Annotated in this window: 1 protein-coding gene (only partly in view); it reads left to right on the top strand. The window is 70.6% G+C overall.

Features of this window, described 5'->3' with window-relative positions; translation table 11 throughout:
* Nucleotides 1-19,549, top strand: the 3' portion of a protein-coding gene (locus NAM01S_RS14485; protein ID WP_218018401.1) for an alpha/beta hydrolase. Its footprint begins 11,930 nt before the window's first position; 19,549 of the gene's 31,479 nt are visible here — the last part of the coding sequence; its start codon lies beyond the left edge, outside the window; the stop codon is at nucleotides 19,547-19,549.

Here is a 19,549-nt window from a genome sequence, read left to right as displayed (position 1 = left end):
CCCCGAGATGGATTCGGCGCCGTCCACCGAATCGGTGAGTCACGAGTTGGTGCGCCGCGTCGTCGACGACGAACTGCGAGCGCGTCCCGACGGTGAGCGGCTGAGCCCGAATGTGCTGCGGTTCCAGCCGGAGTCGAGCACGCCCGAGTTGCTGGTGATCGCGCCGAAGGGCGAGCACCTCGGTGCGCTGGACCAGGTGGCCCGCAACGATCCCGCGCTGCGCGACGCCCTGTGGGACGGGCATCGCATTCGTTACGTTGCGGTCGAGCCGGGACCCGGCGGCAACCCGTCCACGGTCGAACTCTCCCGCGATGTGGCCGAGGGGCCGCGCCGCAAGCCTTCGCTGTCCGACGCCGTCGCCACCTTCCTGTCGGAGTACCTGCGGTTCCGGGCCGAGGGCAAAGTCCGCGAGGGATTCGACGACTGGATCACCCGGCTCGGGGATGAGGCGTTCTACCTCAGGGACGAGGCCAGGTTCGCCTTCCGGATGGAGAATCGGTGGGTATCCAAGCCGGTCGACCTGCAACCCGATGCGGTCGCGGTGGGATTCCGTGCGGCGCAGAACAATCCGCGATTGCCGGAGACCGATCCCGCCGCGGTGGCCTACCGCCTGCACACGCGGCAGATTCCGCAGCCGCTCGATGGGGTGCGCGAACCGTGGCCGAGCCCGCAGTACACCAACGCCCAGGTGAAGGTCGGCCCGGTCCGGGTGAACATCTATCTGGAGAACGACGGCAAGGGCACCTGGCGGTTGCCGGCGCCGACCGGGCGCGACGCCGCCATCGACGCGTTGGCCAGGTACTTCCACGCCATGACCGATACCGATCCGAATCGGTTGGCGGAAAGGATCGCCAAGAAGCTCGCCGATGGAACCGCCGAGATCGGCGACGGCTCGCTGCCTGCGGACGCGCTCGGCAGCGAAATCGACGGCCCGCCCGGAATCGAAGACGAAGCATCCGCGAGTGCCGCTGATTCCCGGCCCCCGGTTTCGGTCGCCACGCGCCCCGCACCCGACGGGCTGAGCCGGTGGCTCGTCGGGTCGCCGGATCGTGGGTTCGCCGAGGTGTGGAGTGTGCTCGGCGCGAGCGAAACCGGCCGTGCGGCAATCGAACTGCTGGCGGACATGCGTGCGGGCGTGCGTTTCGACAGTAGTGAGTCGGGCGGTATCGATGCCTTCGACGGACTGACGATGGATGTCGTCGTCGGCGCGCGCGATCGTGGTCTGCAGGCGCAGGCGGCCGCGGTGGTGCGGGCGGCGGCGTTGGCGGATGCGGTGCGTGCGGGTCGGCTCGAGGTACTGCCGTCGCGTATCCGGGGAATGGACCGCGAGGCCTATGTCGAGGCTCGGCTGCGCGCCGAGGCGGACGCGCTCGGCAGGCAGGCCCTCTTCCACCAGGATTTCGGTACCCCGGAAGCGGATCCGTCCGAGTCGTTGCCCGCCCGCGACTATCGGATGGCGCTGGAGCAGCAGTATCTTTCCGCGCACGACGCCGCCATCGACGCGGCCCGGCGCGGTGACGGCGGCCTGAGCGAGGATCGGCTGCGTGAGATCGGCCGCGAGGCGGGCATCGCGAGATTGCTGGCGACCGATCTGTTCGACTCGCCGGACTTCGCGCCCGGCGGCAGGAGTATCCGGGACAGCGCCGGTCTGGAATGGGATGATTTGCAGCGCAACGTCATTCCAGACGGTATGGACGAGTATGTGCCGTCCACTCCGGACGCGGCGCGTCGGGTCGAGGGCCTGCTCCGCGAGCACGCGGACATCCGGCGGGAACAGGCACGGATTCGGTTCGATTTCGATCGCGCCGCCGGGCGGCTTCGGCAGAGGTTGCGGATTCCCGACACCGTCGATCTCGGGTCCGATCTGGAAGCGATCGTCGCCGAATTGCGCCGCGTCGGGAGCCGACGACTCGGCCTCGGCGACCGAGAACTCGCCGAAGCCGTGCTCATCGACCTGTCGCGGTGGCACGCGCGGTTGGACGAGGACCTGGCACGGCTCGAGGGTGAGATCGCCGAGGTGGTCGGCCGCGATCTCTCGCGGCCGGAGACCGTCGACAGCACGACGACGCCGAGCATTCAGGTCTCCGACTCGGGTTCGGTGTTCGTGCTGCCCGAGCGCGCGGATACTCCCGAGTCGGAGGTCGACGCACATCGACCCGCCACGTCATCGGATCCGGCCGACTCCGACGGATCCAGTCTCGATCAGTTGACGCGCAGCCGCCTCGATTCGCTCATCGAAAAGCTTGTCGGCCATAGGAATCGAATCGGGCCTTGGGTCCATCGGACGCTGGTGCGCCACGGTGTGGGCATTCGATTCACCGACGATCCGGCGCTTTCGGTTCGTCGCCCGAACAACGACGACGCACCGTTGTCGCTCGGTTACGAGCCGCTCACCAACACCGCGGTGATCCAGGTCGGCGATTCGCAGCCCACGCAGATCGGTGCGCTGATCCGCGCGGCGGTCGCGGCCGAACAGCGCGCGCTCGGTGTTGACGTGCGACAGGAACTGCTGACGATGAATCGCGACGAGTACATCGCCGCGACCCTGGACCGGCTGGCCGAAGCGTACGCGGTGGAATACAACTATCGCGGCTTCAAGGATCTCGACGATGACACACGGCCTATCCGTCCGGGTACGAAGCAATCGCGCGAGGGCGGGCGATTGGTCGACGATCTGGAATGGGCGTTCGAGGAGGCGTACTCGGCCGCGGCGAAGATCGTCGCGCCGATCCTCTACAAGGACGACGCGATCACCTACGACATGCTGTGGGCGGCCTCGTATCGTGCCGGGTTGCGCGCGGTCCGTGCGAATCTCGATGCGCTGGGCGGCCGCATCGACGGTCTGTCGCCGAGCCAGTACGCCGGTGCGGAGTGGGATCGTGCCCACGGTCTGGACGCCGACCTCACCTCCGCCGAAGACGGTGTGGCTCCGGCCGATCCGGAAAGCCCGGAGGCGCGGGACCGGCTCAGCCGCACTCTCGCCGACGAGATCCGGCGGTTCCCCGCGCTGCGGGCCGAAGGCCGATTCATCCCGCGTGGCGCAGCCGAAACCGCCTACACCGACGCCTACGACAAGGCGTATCGCAAAGCCGAGCGCAGGCGGTCACGCGATCCCGAGGCCCGCCCGCCCGCGCGGGTCGCCGAGGAAGCCGGGCTCGCCGCCGTCCGCAAATACGTCGACAAGGTGGGCGCCGAGCACGCCGAGGTCACCTTCGACATCGCGCGCTCGGCCGATCGCAGCGAACGAGGCAGACTCCATTGGGGATCGCCGGTTTTCAGGTCCGACACCGCGGCCGACGCCCAGCCGAATTCGGTTTCGAGTTCGATCGCGCGTCCCACCGATGCCGAGCCGGATGGGGTTTCGGGTCCGGTTGTGCAGCCGGCCGATGCCGAGGCGGATGGGGTTTCGGGTCCGGTTGCGCGTCCCGCCGATACCCAGCCGGATGCGGATCCGAGTCCGGGCGCGCAGTCCGTCGCCGATGCCCAGCCGGATGGGGTTTCGAGTTCGATCGCGCGTCCCACCGATGCCGAGCCGGATGGGGTTTCGGGTCCGATCGCGCAGCCGGCCGATGCCGAGGCGGATGGGGTTTCGGGTCCGATCGCGCAGCTGGCCGATGCCGAGGCGGATGGGGTTTCGGGTCCGATCGCGCGTCCCGCCGATACCCAGCCGGATGCGGATCCGAGCCCGGCCGCGCAGTCCATCGCCGATACTCAGCCGGATACCGACTCGAACCGGATCGCCCGGGCGGATGCCGATGCCCAGTCGGGCGCGGATCCGAATCCGATCGCTCCCGGCGAGACTTCGCCGCCCAAGGGCATGTTCGGCCGCGTGAAGCGCTGGCTGCCGTTCGGTCGCAAGGCGAGCGCCGGAGTCGAATCGGCACTGAATCGGGCCGAGCGGGACGGTACCGAGGCCGACGACATCGAGCTCGGACCCGACGGCAGGCCCGACCGCCGTGGACCCGCGGGATTCGAGGCGCCCGAGTTCCCGATGGAACCGAATGCCGCTGGCGGACAGGGGAAGCCGCCGAACAAGCCGCCCGTTCCAGCGCCGTCGCCGGATGAGCCGAACGAGGGCGAGCGACGTCCGGCGGCCCGGCGCGAGCATCTGTTCGAATTCGAGGGACTGACCTTCCGCCTCGACCTGACCGCCGATGGCGCGGGCGCCTGGAATCCAGTGCTGCGCCAGGAGAATTCGCCAGCGCAGGAATCGGAGACCGCGCCGCAGGCGACGAACCCGAAGGAGGTCGAGGCTCCGCACGCGGCGCAGAAGCCGCCCGGCTCCATCGACAAGCCCAAGTCGAAGTTCCTCGCGAACACCGTCTACCGCAAGGGCTTTCAGGGCTACAACCCGAAGTATCCCTCCGGCTCCAGTGTGGACGGCGCCGGTCAGTCGGTGCTCGGATACTCGGCGGGCCTGCCGCTCACCAAGGACAGTCCGCAGGGCGAGGTCCTCCAGATCAAGTTCAACCCGGCGCGCATCCTCAAAGAGGGCGTGACGATGTGGAAGGCGCGCGAGTACGTCCCGATCCTCAACCGTCTGACCAGCCGCGTTCCCGACCGCGCCGCCGAATTCCAGCCGATCCGCAATATGGACGGCACCGAATACCGGCCCTGGGTCGACGATGCCAGTCCCGAGGCGGTGCGCAAGGAACACGGCGTCGACATCGATGAGATGCGTCGCCGCGACGACGCGGCGCAGCAGGCGAATCCGCCCGAGTCCCAGGAGGTTCGCAACGAACTTCCCCAGCCCGAGCCGCAGCTTCCCACCGCGGGGGCCGAGGCCACCGGCGCCTTCGCCGACCTGCTGAACGAGCTGGCCGGGGCCGTCGATCAGCGTCGCGAACTGGCGGACCGCCTCGTCGCCGCAGCCCGCGCCATGGGCCTTCGCCTCGGTCCCGGCCTGGACGGCGAGGCCGCGCTGCAAGCTGTGCGGGTCCTGCAGTATCAGCAGGCCAGGCGGATCGGTGCGCTCGCCGGGCTGGCCGAGTCCGCCGTGCGCTACGACGCGGAGAACCGGCACATCCCGTTCAGCCAGGAAGTCAGCTTCTTCGACAACGACCCGATGACGCGGTTCCTGCGCGAGATCGTGCACGCCGACGACCGACCGACCACGATGCTGGACTGGCAGGGGGTCAACAACGGTGGTGAGCCCGGTCGCGACTGGGGCGATCTCAGCTACACCGATCAGCCAGGCATCGACCAGGGCAAACCGGGCTACTTCGTCAACGCGCTGCGCCGCGATCAGATCAAGGACGAGCGCGCCGTCTGGGCCCAGCTCCTGCAGGTCGACCTGCACTATCTCGACTCGCATCCGCGCGGCGCGCTCGCCGACGCGCTCGCCAATGTGCACGCGCGCACCGCCGACATCGCCCGATTCGCGGAATTGGCAAACGAATTCGTGCGCGTCGACGGTAACGCCGACGAACTCACCAGACTCGTGACCGATCTGGCGCTGCGCTCCTCGATCGTCTCCGACGGCGGTTTCCTGATTCCGGATGCCGACGGCCTCGGGCTGCTGCCCGGCATCGACGGCGGGCCGCTGCGGCTGATGGTGGTCGACGGTCACCTCGACCACGCCCATGTGCTCGCCTCGGCGCTGCGCGCACATCCGAATATCGCCGAGGTCGTCAACGACGGCCAGGTCGACGTGGTGTTCCGGGTGGCCGAGATCGCCACCGACGGCACCATTCTGGTCAGCGACAGCGAGCCCATGCGGGTGCGGCACGTCGACGAGCTGGTGGACGGTCGCAGACTCGACATGACCTTCCTGCTCGACGAGGACGGACAGTGGCGCCCGGTCGTCGAGATCGCGCCGACGACCGAGAGCGAGAGCCCGCGGCCGAAACCTGATCTGGAGAGGTTGTCCCGCAACGAGATCGAGGCCGCGCGCAAGGAACTCGCGCACCGGCTCGGTGTGCCCGAGTCCGATCTCGACGACCCGCGGCGCCTGTCCGATCGGATGGAACAGATCCGCGCGGAGAACAAGATCAGGGCCAGCCAGATCGAAGCGCTCATCGACTACGGCCGCACCGCATGGGATATCGATGACTTCCACACCATCGGCGACGCTCGCGCGCAGCTGGCCGATCGGCTGAAGCTCGAGCCCGGTGAGTTGACACCGGAGCGGCTTGCCAAGGCCTTCGTGTTGGACAAGATCGGCTCGGCCCGTGGGCATCAGGCCGTCGAGGACCTCATCGAGTACGCGGCGCTCATGCGCGGCATCGATGCCGATGTGGTCGACGCCGCGCGGGATCGGCTCGCCGATCGGCTCGGGATCGGCAGGCGGCGCGGCCGTTTCCCGAGGGACCTCTTCCCGCGCAATTACAACAACGACGAGAAGAAGTACCGCCCAGACCGCACCGGCACCGATCCGAAGCGGCTGAACAAGGCGATCGCCAAGCTCGCCCGCAGGCCCGCGGAGCGCGAGAACCTGATCGATGCCCTCGCCGAGTACTACCGCACCATCAATCGGCTCGACCCGTTCGACCCGGTGTCGCGCGGCGCGGACGCGGTGGACCCCCGCCTGGCCGATGTCGAATTCCCGGTGCACCCCAAGGCCGTCGCGCATCTGCTGGACATGATCGGCGATCTCGAATCGCTGGCCGAGGCGCTGCGCAGCGCACGGGTGCTCGACGGATTCGGCATGCTCGGCGCGAACAACTCCGCGCCCGATCCTCGGCCGACGCCGAACCCGGACTTCACCAGGACCGTCGGCGTCGATCTGCCCGAACCGATTCAGCCGACCGATACCGATGCCGAAAAGGCGGCCAAGGCCAAGCGTTTCGAGAAGGTCTACGAGATCTATCGCGACGGCAAGATCGACCAGAAGGAACGGCTCACCCCGCGGCAACTGGCGAAGGTGCAGGCCGAACTGCGCGCCGAGGTGCACGGGCGGGCCGCCGATCTCGACATGCTTGCCGCGCTCAACGATCGGGCGGCGGAACTGGATCGGCAGGCGCGTCGGCCGCTGGAGATCGCGCGGCTGCTCGGCGAGCGCGGCGCCGCGGGCGCTCAGCTCGACACGGCGCGTGCCGAAGTCGAGGCGGCCACGGCTCACTACCGCACCGCGGAACCGCAGGAGCGCGCCGCCGCGCTCGACGATCTGGCCGCGGCCGCGCGCAGGCAGCAGGCCGCCGCCGCCGAGCTGGCGCGGGTGGACGCGGCGCTGGCCGCGACCCGTCCCACCGAACCGCCCGCGCTGCCGCTCGCCGCGCACGGTGCGGTCGCGAACCAGGGCGAGGGCTCGAGCGCGCCAACCCGGCCGGAACCCGCCGCCGACGGTGGCGGCCGGAAACCACCGCGGGGGCCGCTCGCGCCGCCGACGCCCGATCCCGAGGAACCGGGGCGCAGGCCCGATGTCGAGATCGCCCGTCGCGTGACCCAGCGGCTCGCGGCCGAGAATGCCGCTGCCGTGCGGGAATTGGCTGCTGCGGACGCCGCAAGGAACGCGGCGATGGTAGGCCTGCCGGTCACGCTGGACCAGCTGGGTCCGGCCCCGGAGCAGGTCGCGAACACCGTCGACCGGTTGACGAGGGCGCATCCCGAGCAGGCCGCGCGCATCGCGGAGCTGCGCGAAGCCGCGCTGCGCTACCTCGCCGCCGAGTCCGAGGTCGCGGTCCTCGACGAGGCGCTGGCCCGCGCCATGCAGCGCGAAGCGCTGGCCGAGGAGGGTGCTGGACGCATCGATGACACGGTCGGTGTCGTGGCCGGTGAGCCGCCGCGCATCGTCGTGGTTGGCTGGCATTCGCCCGGGGACGTGCGCGCCCAGCTCGAGACCGAGCGTCCGCTGCTGCGTCCGCTGCTCGCGCGGCCGGGAGTGGTGGTCACCCACATCGAGATCGTCGTCCTCGACGACGGCCGAATCACCCACCGGCGGACCGACTTCACCCCCGACCGCCCGCCTGCCCCGGAACCGCGCGACGCCGGCGAACGCCAGTCGCCCCGCCAACGCGCCGAGGAGCGCTACCAGCGCGCCCTCCGCGACGCCCACCGCCAGATCGGCCACACTCCGCAGGGCGACCCGCGGACCACGGTGTGGCCCGGCGGTGCGCAGCCGGAGGCGTCGTCTGATCCTGTCGCCGGAAGCGATGATCCGACAGTCGATCTCGGTCGGGAGGACCCGCGGACCACGGTGTGGCCGGGTGGTGCGCAGCCGGAGGCGTCGTCTGATCCTGTTGCCGGAAGCGATGATCCGACGGTCGATCTCGGACAGCGCGAGGATCCGCGGACCAGGGTGTGGCCTGGCGGTGGGGAGCCGGGTCACGACCCCTCGGGTGGTTTGGGCAACGACCCCTCCGGCGGTTCCGACGGCGCTGGGTCGCAGCCCGAGCCCTACCGGCCGAAGCACCGGGGTCGCCCAGCCGACGAAGCACAGCACCAAGCGGAAACCTACGAGCCGAAGCACCGCGGCCGTCCAGCGGACGAGTCCGCTACCGAACCCGACGCCCACCAGCCGAAGCATCGCGGCGTGCCTGCGGACGAGTCGGGTGTGCAGCCCGAGCGGATCGGTGGGCAGTTGCCTGCCGTGCCCGAGACGGATCCGATGCCTGCGGAGGCGCGGGAGGCTCTGGATCGGCTGCGGGCGGAGCGGGCCGAGGCCGTGGCTCGGCGGGCGGAGTGGGACGACATTCGGCGGATGCGCGCGGAGGCCCTCGACCCCGCGGACGCGTCGACCGTCGATGCTCTCGCGCGGGCGGCGCGACAGTTCGATGACGCGGATTCGGTGGTGGCGGAGCTCGACGCGGAGATCGCCGAGCTCGAGCTGGCGAACACACCGGAGGGCGTGTACCGGCAGCTGATGCGCGAACGCGCCGTGCTGGCAAGGGAACGCGAATTCTGGCGTGCCAAGCGCGACGACAGGTATTCGCGTTTCAGCGATCTTCCGCTGCCGTTCGGTGATGCCGCGCAGGCGCTGAACCAGTCCAATCTGGCTCGCACCCTGGAACATCTGGAAGCGAGCGTCGCCGGGACAAGGAACATCGCGGGCACCGGCGACGAGGCCGGGTATGTGGCCCGCGAGGAACTCGACCCCGGCGAAATCGCGCGTCGCCGCGAGCAGATCTTCAAGCTGCACGATGCCGCGTTGCGGTACAACCGGGTACAGGCGGCGCTCGCGGAAGTGGATCGCCGGATCGCCGCGCTCGGCCGGGTCGGCATCGGGGAGCCGCAACCGCTGTCGCGGCAGGTGCGCGCCGAAGTCGACCGCCTGGCCGGGGAACGCGCCCGCGAGGTGCTCGAGTCCAAGCCGTGGCGGCAGATGCGCGCCGATATCGCCGCGCGCCTGCGGGTGAACGAATCCGATCTCGGCCCGGACGCCGCCGCACTGGACAGCGCGCTGGAGGAAGTGGCGGGCCGGACGGTCCGGGCAGACCAGCTGGCCGAGCGCGTCCGCAATCTCGATCTGCTGCGCGAAGCCGCGACGCGCGTGAACGAGGCGGACCACCGCATCGCCCGCATCCAGGGCAGAATCGCCGAATTGGCCGGTGCCGGACGGGATTTCCTCGCCGCCGAGGGCGCGCGCCAGGTCACCGAGCGGGTCGGCTTCGTCGACGGCGACCCGCAGCGGATCATCGTGATCGCGCCGCGCGGAACGCTCGACGCGCCACGGGCCGATCACGATGCGGCGCTGCTCGACGCCATCCAGCGCGATTCGCGGGTGGCGCGGGCGATGCTGGCGCGGGAGACGACGATCGAGTACCGCGAACTCGTCGCCGAACTCGATCAGCCGGTGACCACCAGGCGACTGCGTTCGCCCTCGCGCGAATACATGACACTCGGCCCCGACGACGCCCCGGTCCTGCGCCGGGTGCGCTGGCAGTCCGGTGAGCGCGATTCGTCGACGTGGCACGAGGTGAACCCGGAGCGGCCGGAATGGACGACGAACCGCAAGGGTCCGACGACGCCGAAGGAGTTCAAGGAGCGCGATCTGCCCGAGGGCGTGAGCGGCTGGGCGACGAATCCGTTCCAGGCGGCGGTGGTGGATCCGTTCGTGGACAACGGCTCCGGCATCAACAAGGGCCTGCTGCCCGCCATCCCCGGCGGAGCACCGACCTACCCCGGCCCGACCTACGAGCTGCCCTTCGCGGACGTCTTCTACCACTTCATGCGGTTGACCTTGGAGCCGGCGAAGTTGTTCGGTTTCACCTGGTACAACGACTCCGCGCATCCCGGCCGGATCTCGCCCGGATTCAAGGGGCACCCTTGGTTCCGGAAGAAGGGCGCCGACGTCCAGCCGATGGCGCGCGAACCCGAGCGCGCCGAGCGGGAGCACGCCCCCGGTGAGCTGGTGGGGTACGAGCGGAAGCAGGCGGACGAGCAGCGCGCGTGGCAGCGGGTGCAGGACTGGGCCAGCGAGCAGTACCGGCTGTTCCGTAAGTCCGATGGTGATATCGACCGCATCACCGCCAATCTCGCCGCCCGGCCCGAGTTCGAGGGCGCCGCGCGCGAGGTGCGCGCGGCGGAGATCGTGGATCGGATCGCGAGTGTCGTCGAGGACTACATGTCGGCGCGCATCGAGGTGACGACGCGCACCTCCGACGATCCCGGCCCGGATCTCAGCGCCGTCGTCGCGGACCTGACCGGCACCCTGCGCAGCGAACAGCCCGGCGACGCGGCCCGATTGGTCGACGACATCCGCGAGGCGCTGCTCGGCCTGAAGCCGGACCGGGCCGCGATCTCGGCCGAGGTCGCGGTGCGGCTGGACAACTCCGTCAAGGCGTTCAGTCGCGAGCAGATCGCGCAGATCAAGCATCACTACATGGAGGCCGTGTATCGGCGGGCGCTGCCCGTCGACGGGTCGCCAGCGCACGTGCGGCTCGACGAGGTCGCGGATGTCGCCGAGGCCTGGCTGCGGTTGATCGGCGACGAGGCACGGCCGGAAGACGTGCTGATGTTGCAGGACGCCTTGGCCGAGTCGAACTTCTTGCGCGCCAACGACTATGCGTCCTGGCGCGACGCCAACCAGTACGCCATCCGCATCGGCTTCGACTGGGATTCGGTGCGTCCGCCGCTGACCGGCTGGCGCAAGGGCATCAGGTACGCGCCCGCCCCGTTGCCCACCGACGCGCCGCTGCCGCCACGCCCGGACACCGACGACGACGGCCCCGACCCGCTGCAGCCGGGCCCCGGTCCGAGCAGCCCGCCCTCGCTGCCACCGGGCCAGTCGCCCGGACAGCTACCGCAGGCACCGTCACCGGACGATGTGGCGACGGTGCCGCTCGGCAGTCCGATCGGTGCGGACGATCCCACGATTCCGTTGCCGGGTCCGGATGATGTCGACGATCCGACGGTGCCGTTGTCGGGTGCGATTGGTGCCGATGATCCGACGGTTCCGTTGGTTGGTCCGGACGGTGCGGATGATCCGACGGTGCCGTTGTCGGGTGTGATCGGCCCCGACGATCCGACGGTCCCGCTACCGAACCCGGAAAGTGCCGAAGAGCGCGGCACGAACCAGGATCCGACCACCTCCATCGGCGACGACCCGACTATCGATCTGCGGCGTGGCGCCGAGGGCTCCGAGCAGGACGGTCGGCCCGAAACCGCGGGGGACCGCTACGAGATCGACAACCCGCAGTTCGGCGCGCGCCTGCGGTACGGGTTCGAGAACTGGGACGCGGTGGTCGACGCGCTCGCCCCGCACGAGCGCGCCGTGCTGGAGCGCATCGCGTCGCTGAACGTCGAGGGCAGCGGGTTCCGCGCCGCGATCGAGGCCGCGCTGCGCGGCGACGCGGAGCTCACGCCCGAATTGGCCGCGGCCGTGGACATTCTCGATGACGTCCTCGCCCGCTTCCGCCTACCTGACACCGCGGTGATGACCTACGTCCGTCCCGAGAACTCGCTGGACATGTCCGGCGACGTGATCGGCTCCCTGCACCAGCTCACGGAATTCCCGCAGCTGGCGCTCGGCGAGACACCCCCGATCTACGGCGGCCGCTTCCACCTCGAACTGACCGTCCCCGCGGGCACACCCGCCCTGTTCATGAACCGCTTCCTGCCGTCGGGCATGCCGGTCCCGGTCATGATGCTCGGCCGCGGCCTGCACATGCGCGTCGACACCGTCCGCAGCCTCGGCAACGACGGCCACTGGTTGATCCGCGCCACCGTCGTCCCCGAAGCGGACGCACCGGCCGAGGCCGCCGGTGATCGCTCTCCGGGCAACGCACCGGTGTCCAGCAGCGCACCCGAATCCGCTGTACACCAACCTGATTCCCGGACCACCGACGAGGTCGCGGCCGTCTCGCCGCCCGAGCCCGATGCGGGTGGTGGCGGGAAGAAGCCGCCACAGGTGCCGCCGCTGACGGCGCCCGAGCCGAATGATCCCGCGGATGATTCGGAGTCCCAGCCGCTGCGATTGAGCCCGCCGGAGCCGGTGGGCGAGGACCCTGGCGTACCTCCACTGCGGCTGACACCCCCTGATCAGGACCCCGACCCCTACTCCGAGCCTGCGCCTCGCGCGATCCAGCCGCCGGACCAGCCGCCACGGGACGAGTGGTCGCGGCGCGATGTCGCTGAGATCGTCCGGGTACTGAGCGAACGGCACGGCGTCGATCTGTTCGGCGAGCGACGTGCCATGCAGGTGCTCCGGTTCGATCTGCCCCACCTCGATCCCGAGGTGCTCCGGGAGTACGCCAGGGCGATCGACGACCTGCTCACGAAGTACCCGGGGACGCCGGTGGCGATCCTCGACATCCTCACGGTGCAAAATCACCGCAGCGCTTTCGCGGCGACGCAGTGGGAGCACGAGAACGGCGGCGCCCGAGTCGTTCTCGACTATCAACTCGCCACCAGTTCCCAGCTGTTCTGGGCTGCGATGAGCATGGATGTCGCCGCCGGGTTCAAGCACCCGAGCATGGAACGCCGGCCCGCGTACAGCGCGGTCGTCCACGAGATCGGCCACGTGCTCGACTATCTGTCGTCCGAACAAACCCGCGCGACGATCGAAGATGTGCTGCGTCGCCGCTACGAAGAGGAGTTCGCGGCCGCGCACCTCGCCGCGGGTGGCGAGGGCTACCACACCTGGATTCGCCAGCTCAGCGGCTACAGCTTCCACGACGACGGTGCGTTCAACCCGGGTGAGGCGATCCCGGAGGGCTTCGCCGAGGTCGAGCTGAACGGCGACGCCGCGAGCGAACCGGCGCGTGTCATCCACGAGACCCTGGTGGCGAACGCGCGCCGCGCCCTCGCCGAGGGAGCCATCCCGCGGCCGCCCTCCCAGCTCCCGTCCGAGCCCGATGCCGGCGGCGGCGGGAAGAAGCCGCCGCAGCAGCCTCCGGTGGGGATGCCGGATCCGGGTGAGCCGAACGACGATGGATCGGAAAAGTCTGCACAGCAGTCCGATTCGAGTACCGACGACGACTCGGGCCCCGACGAGGACGGCGACGGTGCGGGCAGGTCGGCGCGGCCGGAGCCGACTCCGGATTCCGATTCCTCGGGTGGCGCGCGTCTGGTGCCCGCCGAGCCGTCGTCGCAGCCGGATTCGGCGCCGACGGCCCCTCGGTCGTTGTCCGCCAGGGAACAGGCCGAGCTCGATCGACTGCTGGCCGAGCGCGCCGAGGCCGTCTCGCGCCGGGAGGAGTGGCGCGACATCCGGCGGATGCGGGCGCAGAACCTGCCGGTGGACGTCGACGTCGATCTCACGCCAGACGCACTGGTCTCGACGATGGACGAGCTGCGCGGCAAGACGATGCGCGTCGACGAGATGCCCGCCCGGCTTGCCGCCATCGACGCGCTGGAACGGGCCGCCGAGCACTTCGCCGACGCCGAGAGCGACATCGCCAGGCTCGATGACGCGATCGCCGCTCTGCGCGACGGAACGTCGCAGGACGAATACGAAGCCCTGGTCCGTGAACGCGCCGCCGCCGTCGCCGAGCGAGAGTTCTGGCGCGCCAAGCGCAATGACCGCGCCTCGCGGTTCGCCGACATCCTGCCGACCCTGCGCGGAGCGGACGATTCGTTGGGCGCCGACCTGGCGCCGACTCTGGAGCACCTGCGCAACGCCCTGGTCGGCGAGCGCACCATCCCTGGCGTCGGCGAGGACTTGTCCACGCAGACACCGGAATTGGTGGGCGAGGCCGAACTCTCCCGCCGCCGCGCACAGGTGTTCAAGTTGCAGCGGGCGGCCGAGGAATACGAACGGGCGGCGGCGCGGGTCGCCGAGATCGATCGTCGTCTCGGCGAACTCGGCAGGTCCGGCACCGACGTCGAGCCGACGCTGTCGCACGAGGCGCGCACCGAGATCGACCGGCTGGCACGTGAACGCGCGCGCCAGGTGCTCGCGGTCGAACCGTGGCGCGGGATGCGCGACGATCTGGCTCGCCGGTTGCGGGTGAACGAGAACGAGCTCGGCCCTGGGCAACTCGACGAGACTCTCGCGGAAGCCGCGGGCAGGACGATCGAGGCGAGCCGGGTCTCCGAACAGGCGCGCAACCTGAATCTGCTGCGGGAGGCCGCGGAACGGGTCAACGCCGCAGAAGACGCGATCGATCGCATCCAGGCCAGGATCGCCGAATTGACCGGTGCGGGACGGGAATTCCTCGATGCGGCCAGCGCAAGGCCGATCGTGCCCCGCGTCGGTCTCGTCGAGGGTGACCAACCGCGGATCATCGTCGTCGCCCCGCGCGGCGGACTCGACAATCCGCGCGCCCTGCACGACGCGGCGCTGGCCCGCGCGCTGCGGGAGAACGCGTCGGTCGCGCACGCGATGACACGCCGCGACGCGACGGTCGAGTTCCACGAGATCATCGCCGACCGTGGCGAACCGGTCCGGTATCGGCGCATGGCCGGACCGCGACGCGAGTTCCTCGAGATCACCGGGCCTCGGCCGCTCGACGCCGGTGTGCTGCTGGTCCGCTGGTTCGACGCCGCGGGCAGGCCGCACGAGGTGCGCCCCGACCGTCCGACCTGGCGGACCAACCGCGACGGTGGCACCGTGCCCAAGACCTTCCACCCGCGCGACCTCCCCGAGGGGGTCAGCGGTTGGGCGGTGAATCCGTTCCAGGCGGCGCTGGAAGACCCGTTCACCGACAACGGACCCGGCGTCAACAAGGACCTGCTGCCCGCGATTCCCGGTGGCCAGCCGATCGAGACCGGGCCGACGTACGAGGTGCCGTTCTCCGGCCTCTTCTATCACACGATGCGGTTGATCCTGGAGACGGCGAAGCTGTCCGGATTCACCTGGTACGCCGACAAGAACAACCCGGGTCGGATCCGCCCGGGCTTCAAGGGACACCCGTTCTTCCGGAAGAAGTCCGCCGAAGTGCAGCCGATGGCGCGGGAGTGGAACGTCCGGGACCTGTTCGCGCTGCCGGAGAACGAGCGCTGGTATCAGGCGAGCCAGACGGCCGAGCAGCGGGCGTGGGCGCTGGTGCAGCGACGCGCCGAACTGGAATACGAGCGGTTCCGCGGCGACCACAGCGATATCGACAGGATCACCGACCGGCTCGCGCGCAACCCCGCCGTCGAAGGGGCCGGGCGCGCGGTGCGGGCGGCCGAACTCGTCGCGCTGGTCGACGGACTCATCGAGGACCACATCGAGGGCCTGCCGACCACGCGTCGTCCGGGTGACCCAGGGCCGGACCTCAGCGCGGCGGTCGACGAGATCACCGGGCACCTTCGCGACGAAAAGACCGGTGACGCAGAGCGACTGGTGCATTTCGTCTACGAAGAGCTGACACGCGGCACCGATGTGGACCGAAAGGAGCTGGCGGGCAAGGTCGCCGACCGCCTTGACGATTCGGCGCCCGCGTTCACGCGTGCGGAGATCGCGCAGATCAAGCACCACCTGATGAACGCCGAGTACCTGCGCACCGATTGGCGCACCGGCGTGGTCGTGCGACAGCGGCTCGACGCGGTCGTCGACGTGGCGCTGGCGTGGCAGCGCCTGATCGACGGCGACCCGAACGACGCCGACATCCTGATGTTGCAGGACGCGCTGGCGGAATCGAACTTCCTGATTCGAAACCCGACCGCGTTCTGGAACCTGGCCAACGAACACGCCGTCCGCATCGGCTTCGACTGGAACTCGAACCGTCCACCGTTCACCGAGTGGGCGAAAGGCGCCAAGTACGCTCCGCCCTCCCGCGAGCCGGAACACTCCCGGTACGCCCTCCCGCCGCGCCGCACCGACGGCGGCGACTCCGCGCCCGCCCGGCCGAACGAAGCCGCACCGTCGAACCAGCCCGGTGGAGAGCAGCCGCACGCCGTCGACCCGCGAACTGTGCACTGGCCCGGCGCACCGGAGTCGGCGTCGGGTTCCGAACTCGGCACAGGCGAGCATTCACCGGAAGCGTCGCCAAGTTCTGGGCCGGTCGATCCCGGAACTACGCGTTCGCAAGGCGACGGCGAAAACTCCCGTGGCGCTGTCGATCCCCGGACCGTCCACTGGCCGGGCGGGCCGGATACGAACGCGGACGTGGTTGTCGACGAGCGGTCACCGGAAGCGTCGGAGGTCCGACCGGTTGATCCGCGGACGGCGCATTGGCCCGGTGGTCGCGCGCCGGAGTCCGATCAGGGCGGCGGCGGGTCGATGCCGAAAGATGTTGCGTCGTCGGAGGTCGGGCCGACCGATCCACGGGCAAAGTCGCGACCTGAGAGTCGGTCCGACTCGGAAGCCGGTGAGGGCCAGGCGCATTCGGATGTGCCCGATCGCAACGGCGTTGGCGGACAGCCGCCTACAGCACTTGAAGGCGGTTCGGCGGATGCAGGTGTGCCGCAATCTATGGATGGTGAGCGGAGCGCTCGGCCCGAGGGCGGCGATGGCTTGGCGCGGCCGGAGGGCAGCGAGGGCCCAGCGCAGCCGGAGGCCAGGGCCGAGGCGGACGCCGGTGAAGACCTGTCGCGGCCCGAGGGTTCGGCTCGGCCGAAAAGCGAGAGCGGACAGTCGCGGTCGGCGGGTGTGGCGCAGGCCGAAGGTGGCGAGCGATCGGGGAGTAGCGAAGTCCAGTCGCGGCGCGAGGAGCGGGTCGATTCGGAAGGCGGCGGGGAGCCGTCGCGGTCCGAGGGCGGGGCGCAGGCTCCGGGCGACGTTCGTTCGGAGAGCGGCGAAGGTCGGCCGGTCGAGGGGGAGCGGCGTTCGGAGGAAGACGAGCGGCGTCCGCGGCTCGACGGTGGTGCGGCAGCCGGTCTCGCGGCAGGAAGTGGCGCGGAGGAGGAGCGCGACCCCCGGATGCCAACGCCCGTAGCGCCGTTCCCACCCGTACCGCCGTTGCCGCAACCACCGGCGCCGCAGCCTCCGGTGCCTCCTGTGCCGCCGCAACCACCGGTGCCGCCGAAGCCGCCGGCACCTCCTGTGCCGCCCCAGCCATCGGTTCCGCCGAAGCCGCCAGAGCCGCCTGCTCGGCCGCAGCCACCGGTGCCGCCGCGGCCACCGGTGCCTCCTGCGCCGAAGCCTCCGGTCCCACCGGCTCCGCCGGAGCCTCCGGCTTCGCCGCAACCGCCAAAGCCTCCGCAACTTCCGCCTGCGCCGGATTGGCCGAGGCCTCCCGAGTTCCCGCCTGCGCCGGGTTGGCCGACGCCGCCGGGTGATCCGGCGTTGCCCGAGCCGCCGACCAGGCCCGGTGATCCGCCTGTGCCGCAGCCACCGGTACCTCCTGTGCCGCCGCAGCCACCGGTACCGCCTGTATCGCCGCGGCCACCGGTGCCTCCTGTGTTGCCGAAGCCGCCCGTTCCGCCGGAGCCTCCGGCTTGGCCGCAACCGCCAAAGCCTCCGCAACTTCCGCCTGCGCCGGATTGGCCGAGGCCTCCGGAGTTCCCGCCTGCGCCGGGTTGGCCGACGCCGCCGGGTGGTCCGGGGTTGCCCGCGCCGCCGACCGGGCCCGGTGGTCCGTCGCTGCCGGGCATGCCGTCGGTACCGCCGCAGGCGCCAGTTCCGCCGGAGCCTCCGGTTCAGCTACAACCGCCAAGGCTTCCGGACCCGCCGGAGTTGCCGGATTTGCCGGTACCTCCGCAATTCCCGCCTGCGTCGGGTTGGCCGACGTCGCCGGGTGATCCGGCGTTGCCCGCGCCGCCGACCAAGCCCGTCGATCCGCCGGCACCGGGCATGCCGACGGTTCCGCCCGTGCCGCCGGAGTCTCCGGTTTCGCCTCAGCCGCCGAACCAGCCGCAACTTCCGCCTGCCCCGAGTTCGCCGAGGCCTCCGGAGTTCCCGCCTGCGCCGGGTTGGCCGACGTCGCCGGGTGATCCGGCGTTGCCCGCGCCGCCGACCATGCCCGCCGATCCGTCGGTGCCGGGCATGCCGTCTGCGCCGCCGCAGCCGCCGGGTCCGCCACAGTCGCCTGTGCCGCCGCAGGTGCCGGTTCACCCGGAGCCTCCGGTGTCGCCGCAAACGCCGGTTCCGCCGGAGTCTCCGCAACCGCCAAGGCTTCCGGACCCGCCGGAGTTGCCGGATCGGCCGGCACCTCCGCAGTCTCCGGTGTCGCCGCAACCGCCGAGGCTTCCGGACCGGCCGGAGTTGCCGGATTTGCCGACAGCTCCGGAGTTCTCGCCTGCGTCGGGTTGGCCGACGCCGCTGGGTGATCCGGGGTCGCCTGAGCCGCCTACCAGGCCCGGTGGTCCGCCGGTACCGGGCACGCCGTCGGTACCGCCTGTGCCGCCGCAGCCGCCGGAGTCTCCGGTGTCGCCGCAACCGCCAAGGCTTCCGGACCGGCCGGAGCTGCCGGTTTCGCCGACAGCTCCGGAGTTCCCGCCTGCGTCGGGTTGGCCGACGTCGCCGGGTGATCCGGCGTTGCCCGCGACGCCGACCAGGCCCGGTGATCCGCCGGGGCCGGGTATTCCGACATCGCCCGATCCGTCGCAGGGTTGGATGCGGCCGCCTGGTGGTACTGGCCTGCCGGGTATGCCGACGTTGCCTGATCCGTCGCAGGGTGGGGTGTCGTCACCTAACGATCCGTCGGTGCCCGGTATGCCGACATTGCCGGATCCATCGCCGGGCTGGGTGCCGCGGCCTGGCGAACTCGGTGCGTCGACGTTGCCCGATCCACGATCGGTCGGGGAACCGCTGGCGGGCGGGAATGGGCTCTCGGGTGGGGCGAGCGGGTATTCGCCTGCGGCGCCGATGCTGCCGCCTGCGGTTCCGCCCGCGTCGGCGGGCCGGTCATGGTCCTCGCGGGCGTTTCCGCGAGCCGGTTTCGGCAGCGGCCCTGCCGAGAGTGGTCAGCGCGCGGCGACCGGTCTTGTGGTGCGCTCGCATGCGGGTGTCGGTGAGTTCGCGGACTTCGATCCGCGGACCGGCGCGCTGCGCGGTGGGGGGTCGGGCGGCGGTTCGGTGTCCGGACTGTACGGCTTCGTCGGTGACCTGTCGGTGGTCTTCTACCGGGAAGCCGGTCGGCTACTGCTGCGGGCCGGTGACCGCGTGATCGATGTGGACGCCCAGCCGATCGGCGTCTACTGGCAGCAGGTCGACGACCGGACGAACCGCTTCGTCCTCGTCGACTCCGGTGTCGTCGCCTGCGACGTGCACTATCGCGCGGTCGTTCCTGACCTCGACTTCGGGCTGCTGATCCGGGATGTCCTCTGCGATCCGGACCGGCGCTCCCGCATCTTCGCCGCCTGA

The sequence above is a fragment of the Nocardia amikacinitolerans NBRC 108937 genome (assembly GCF_001612615.1).
Taxonomy (GTDB): domain Bacteria; phylum Actinomycetota; class Actinomycetes; order Mycobacteriales; family Mycobacteriaceae; genus Nocardia; species Nocardia amikacinitolerans.
Note: the sequence above shows the minus strand (reverse complement) of the source record. Positions and strands in the feature narration are given on the sequence as shown.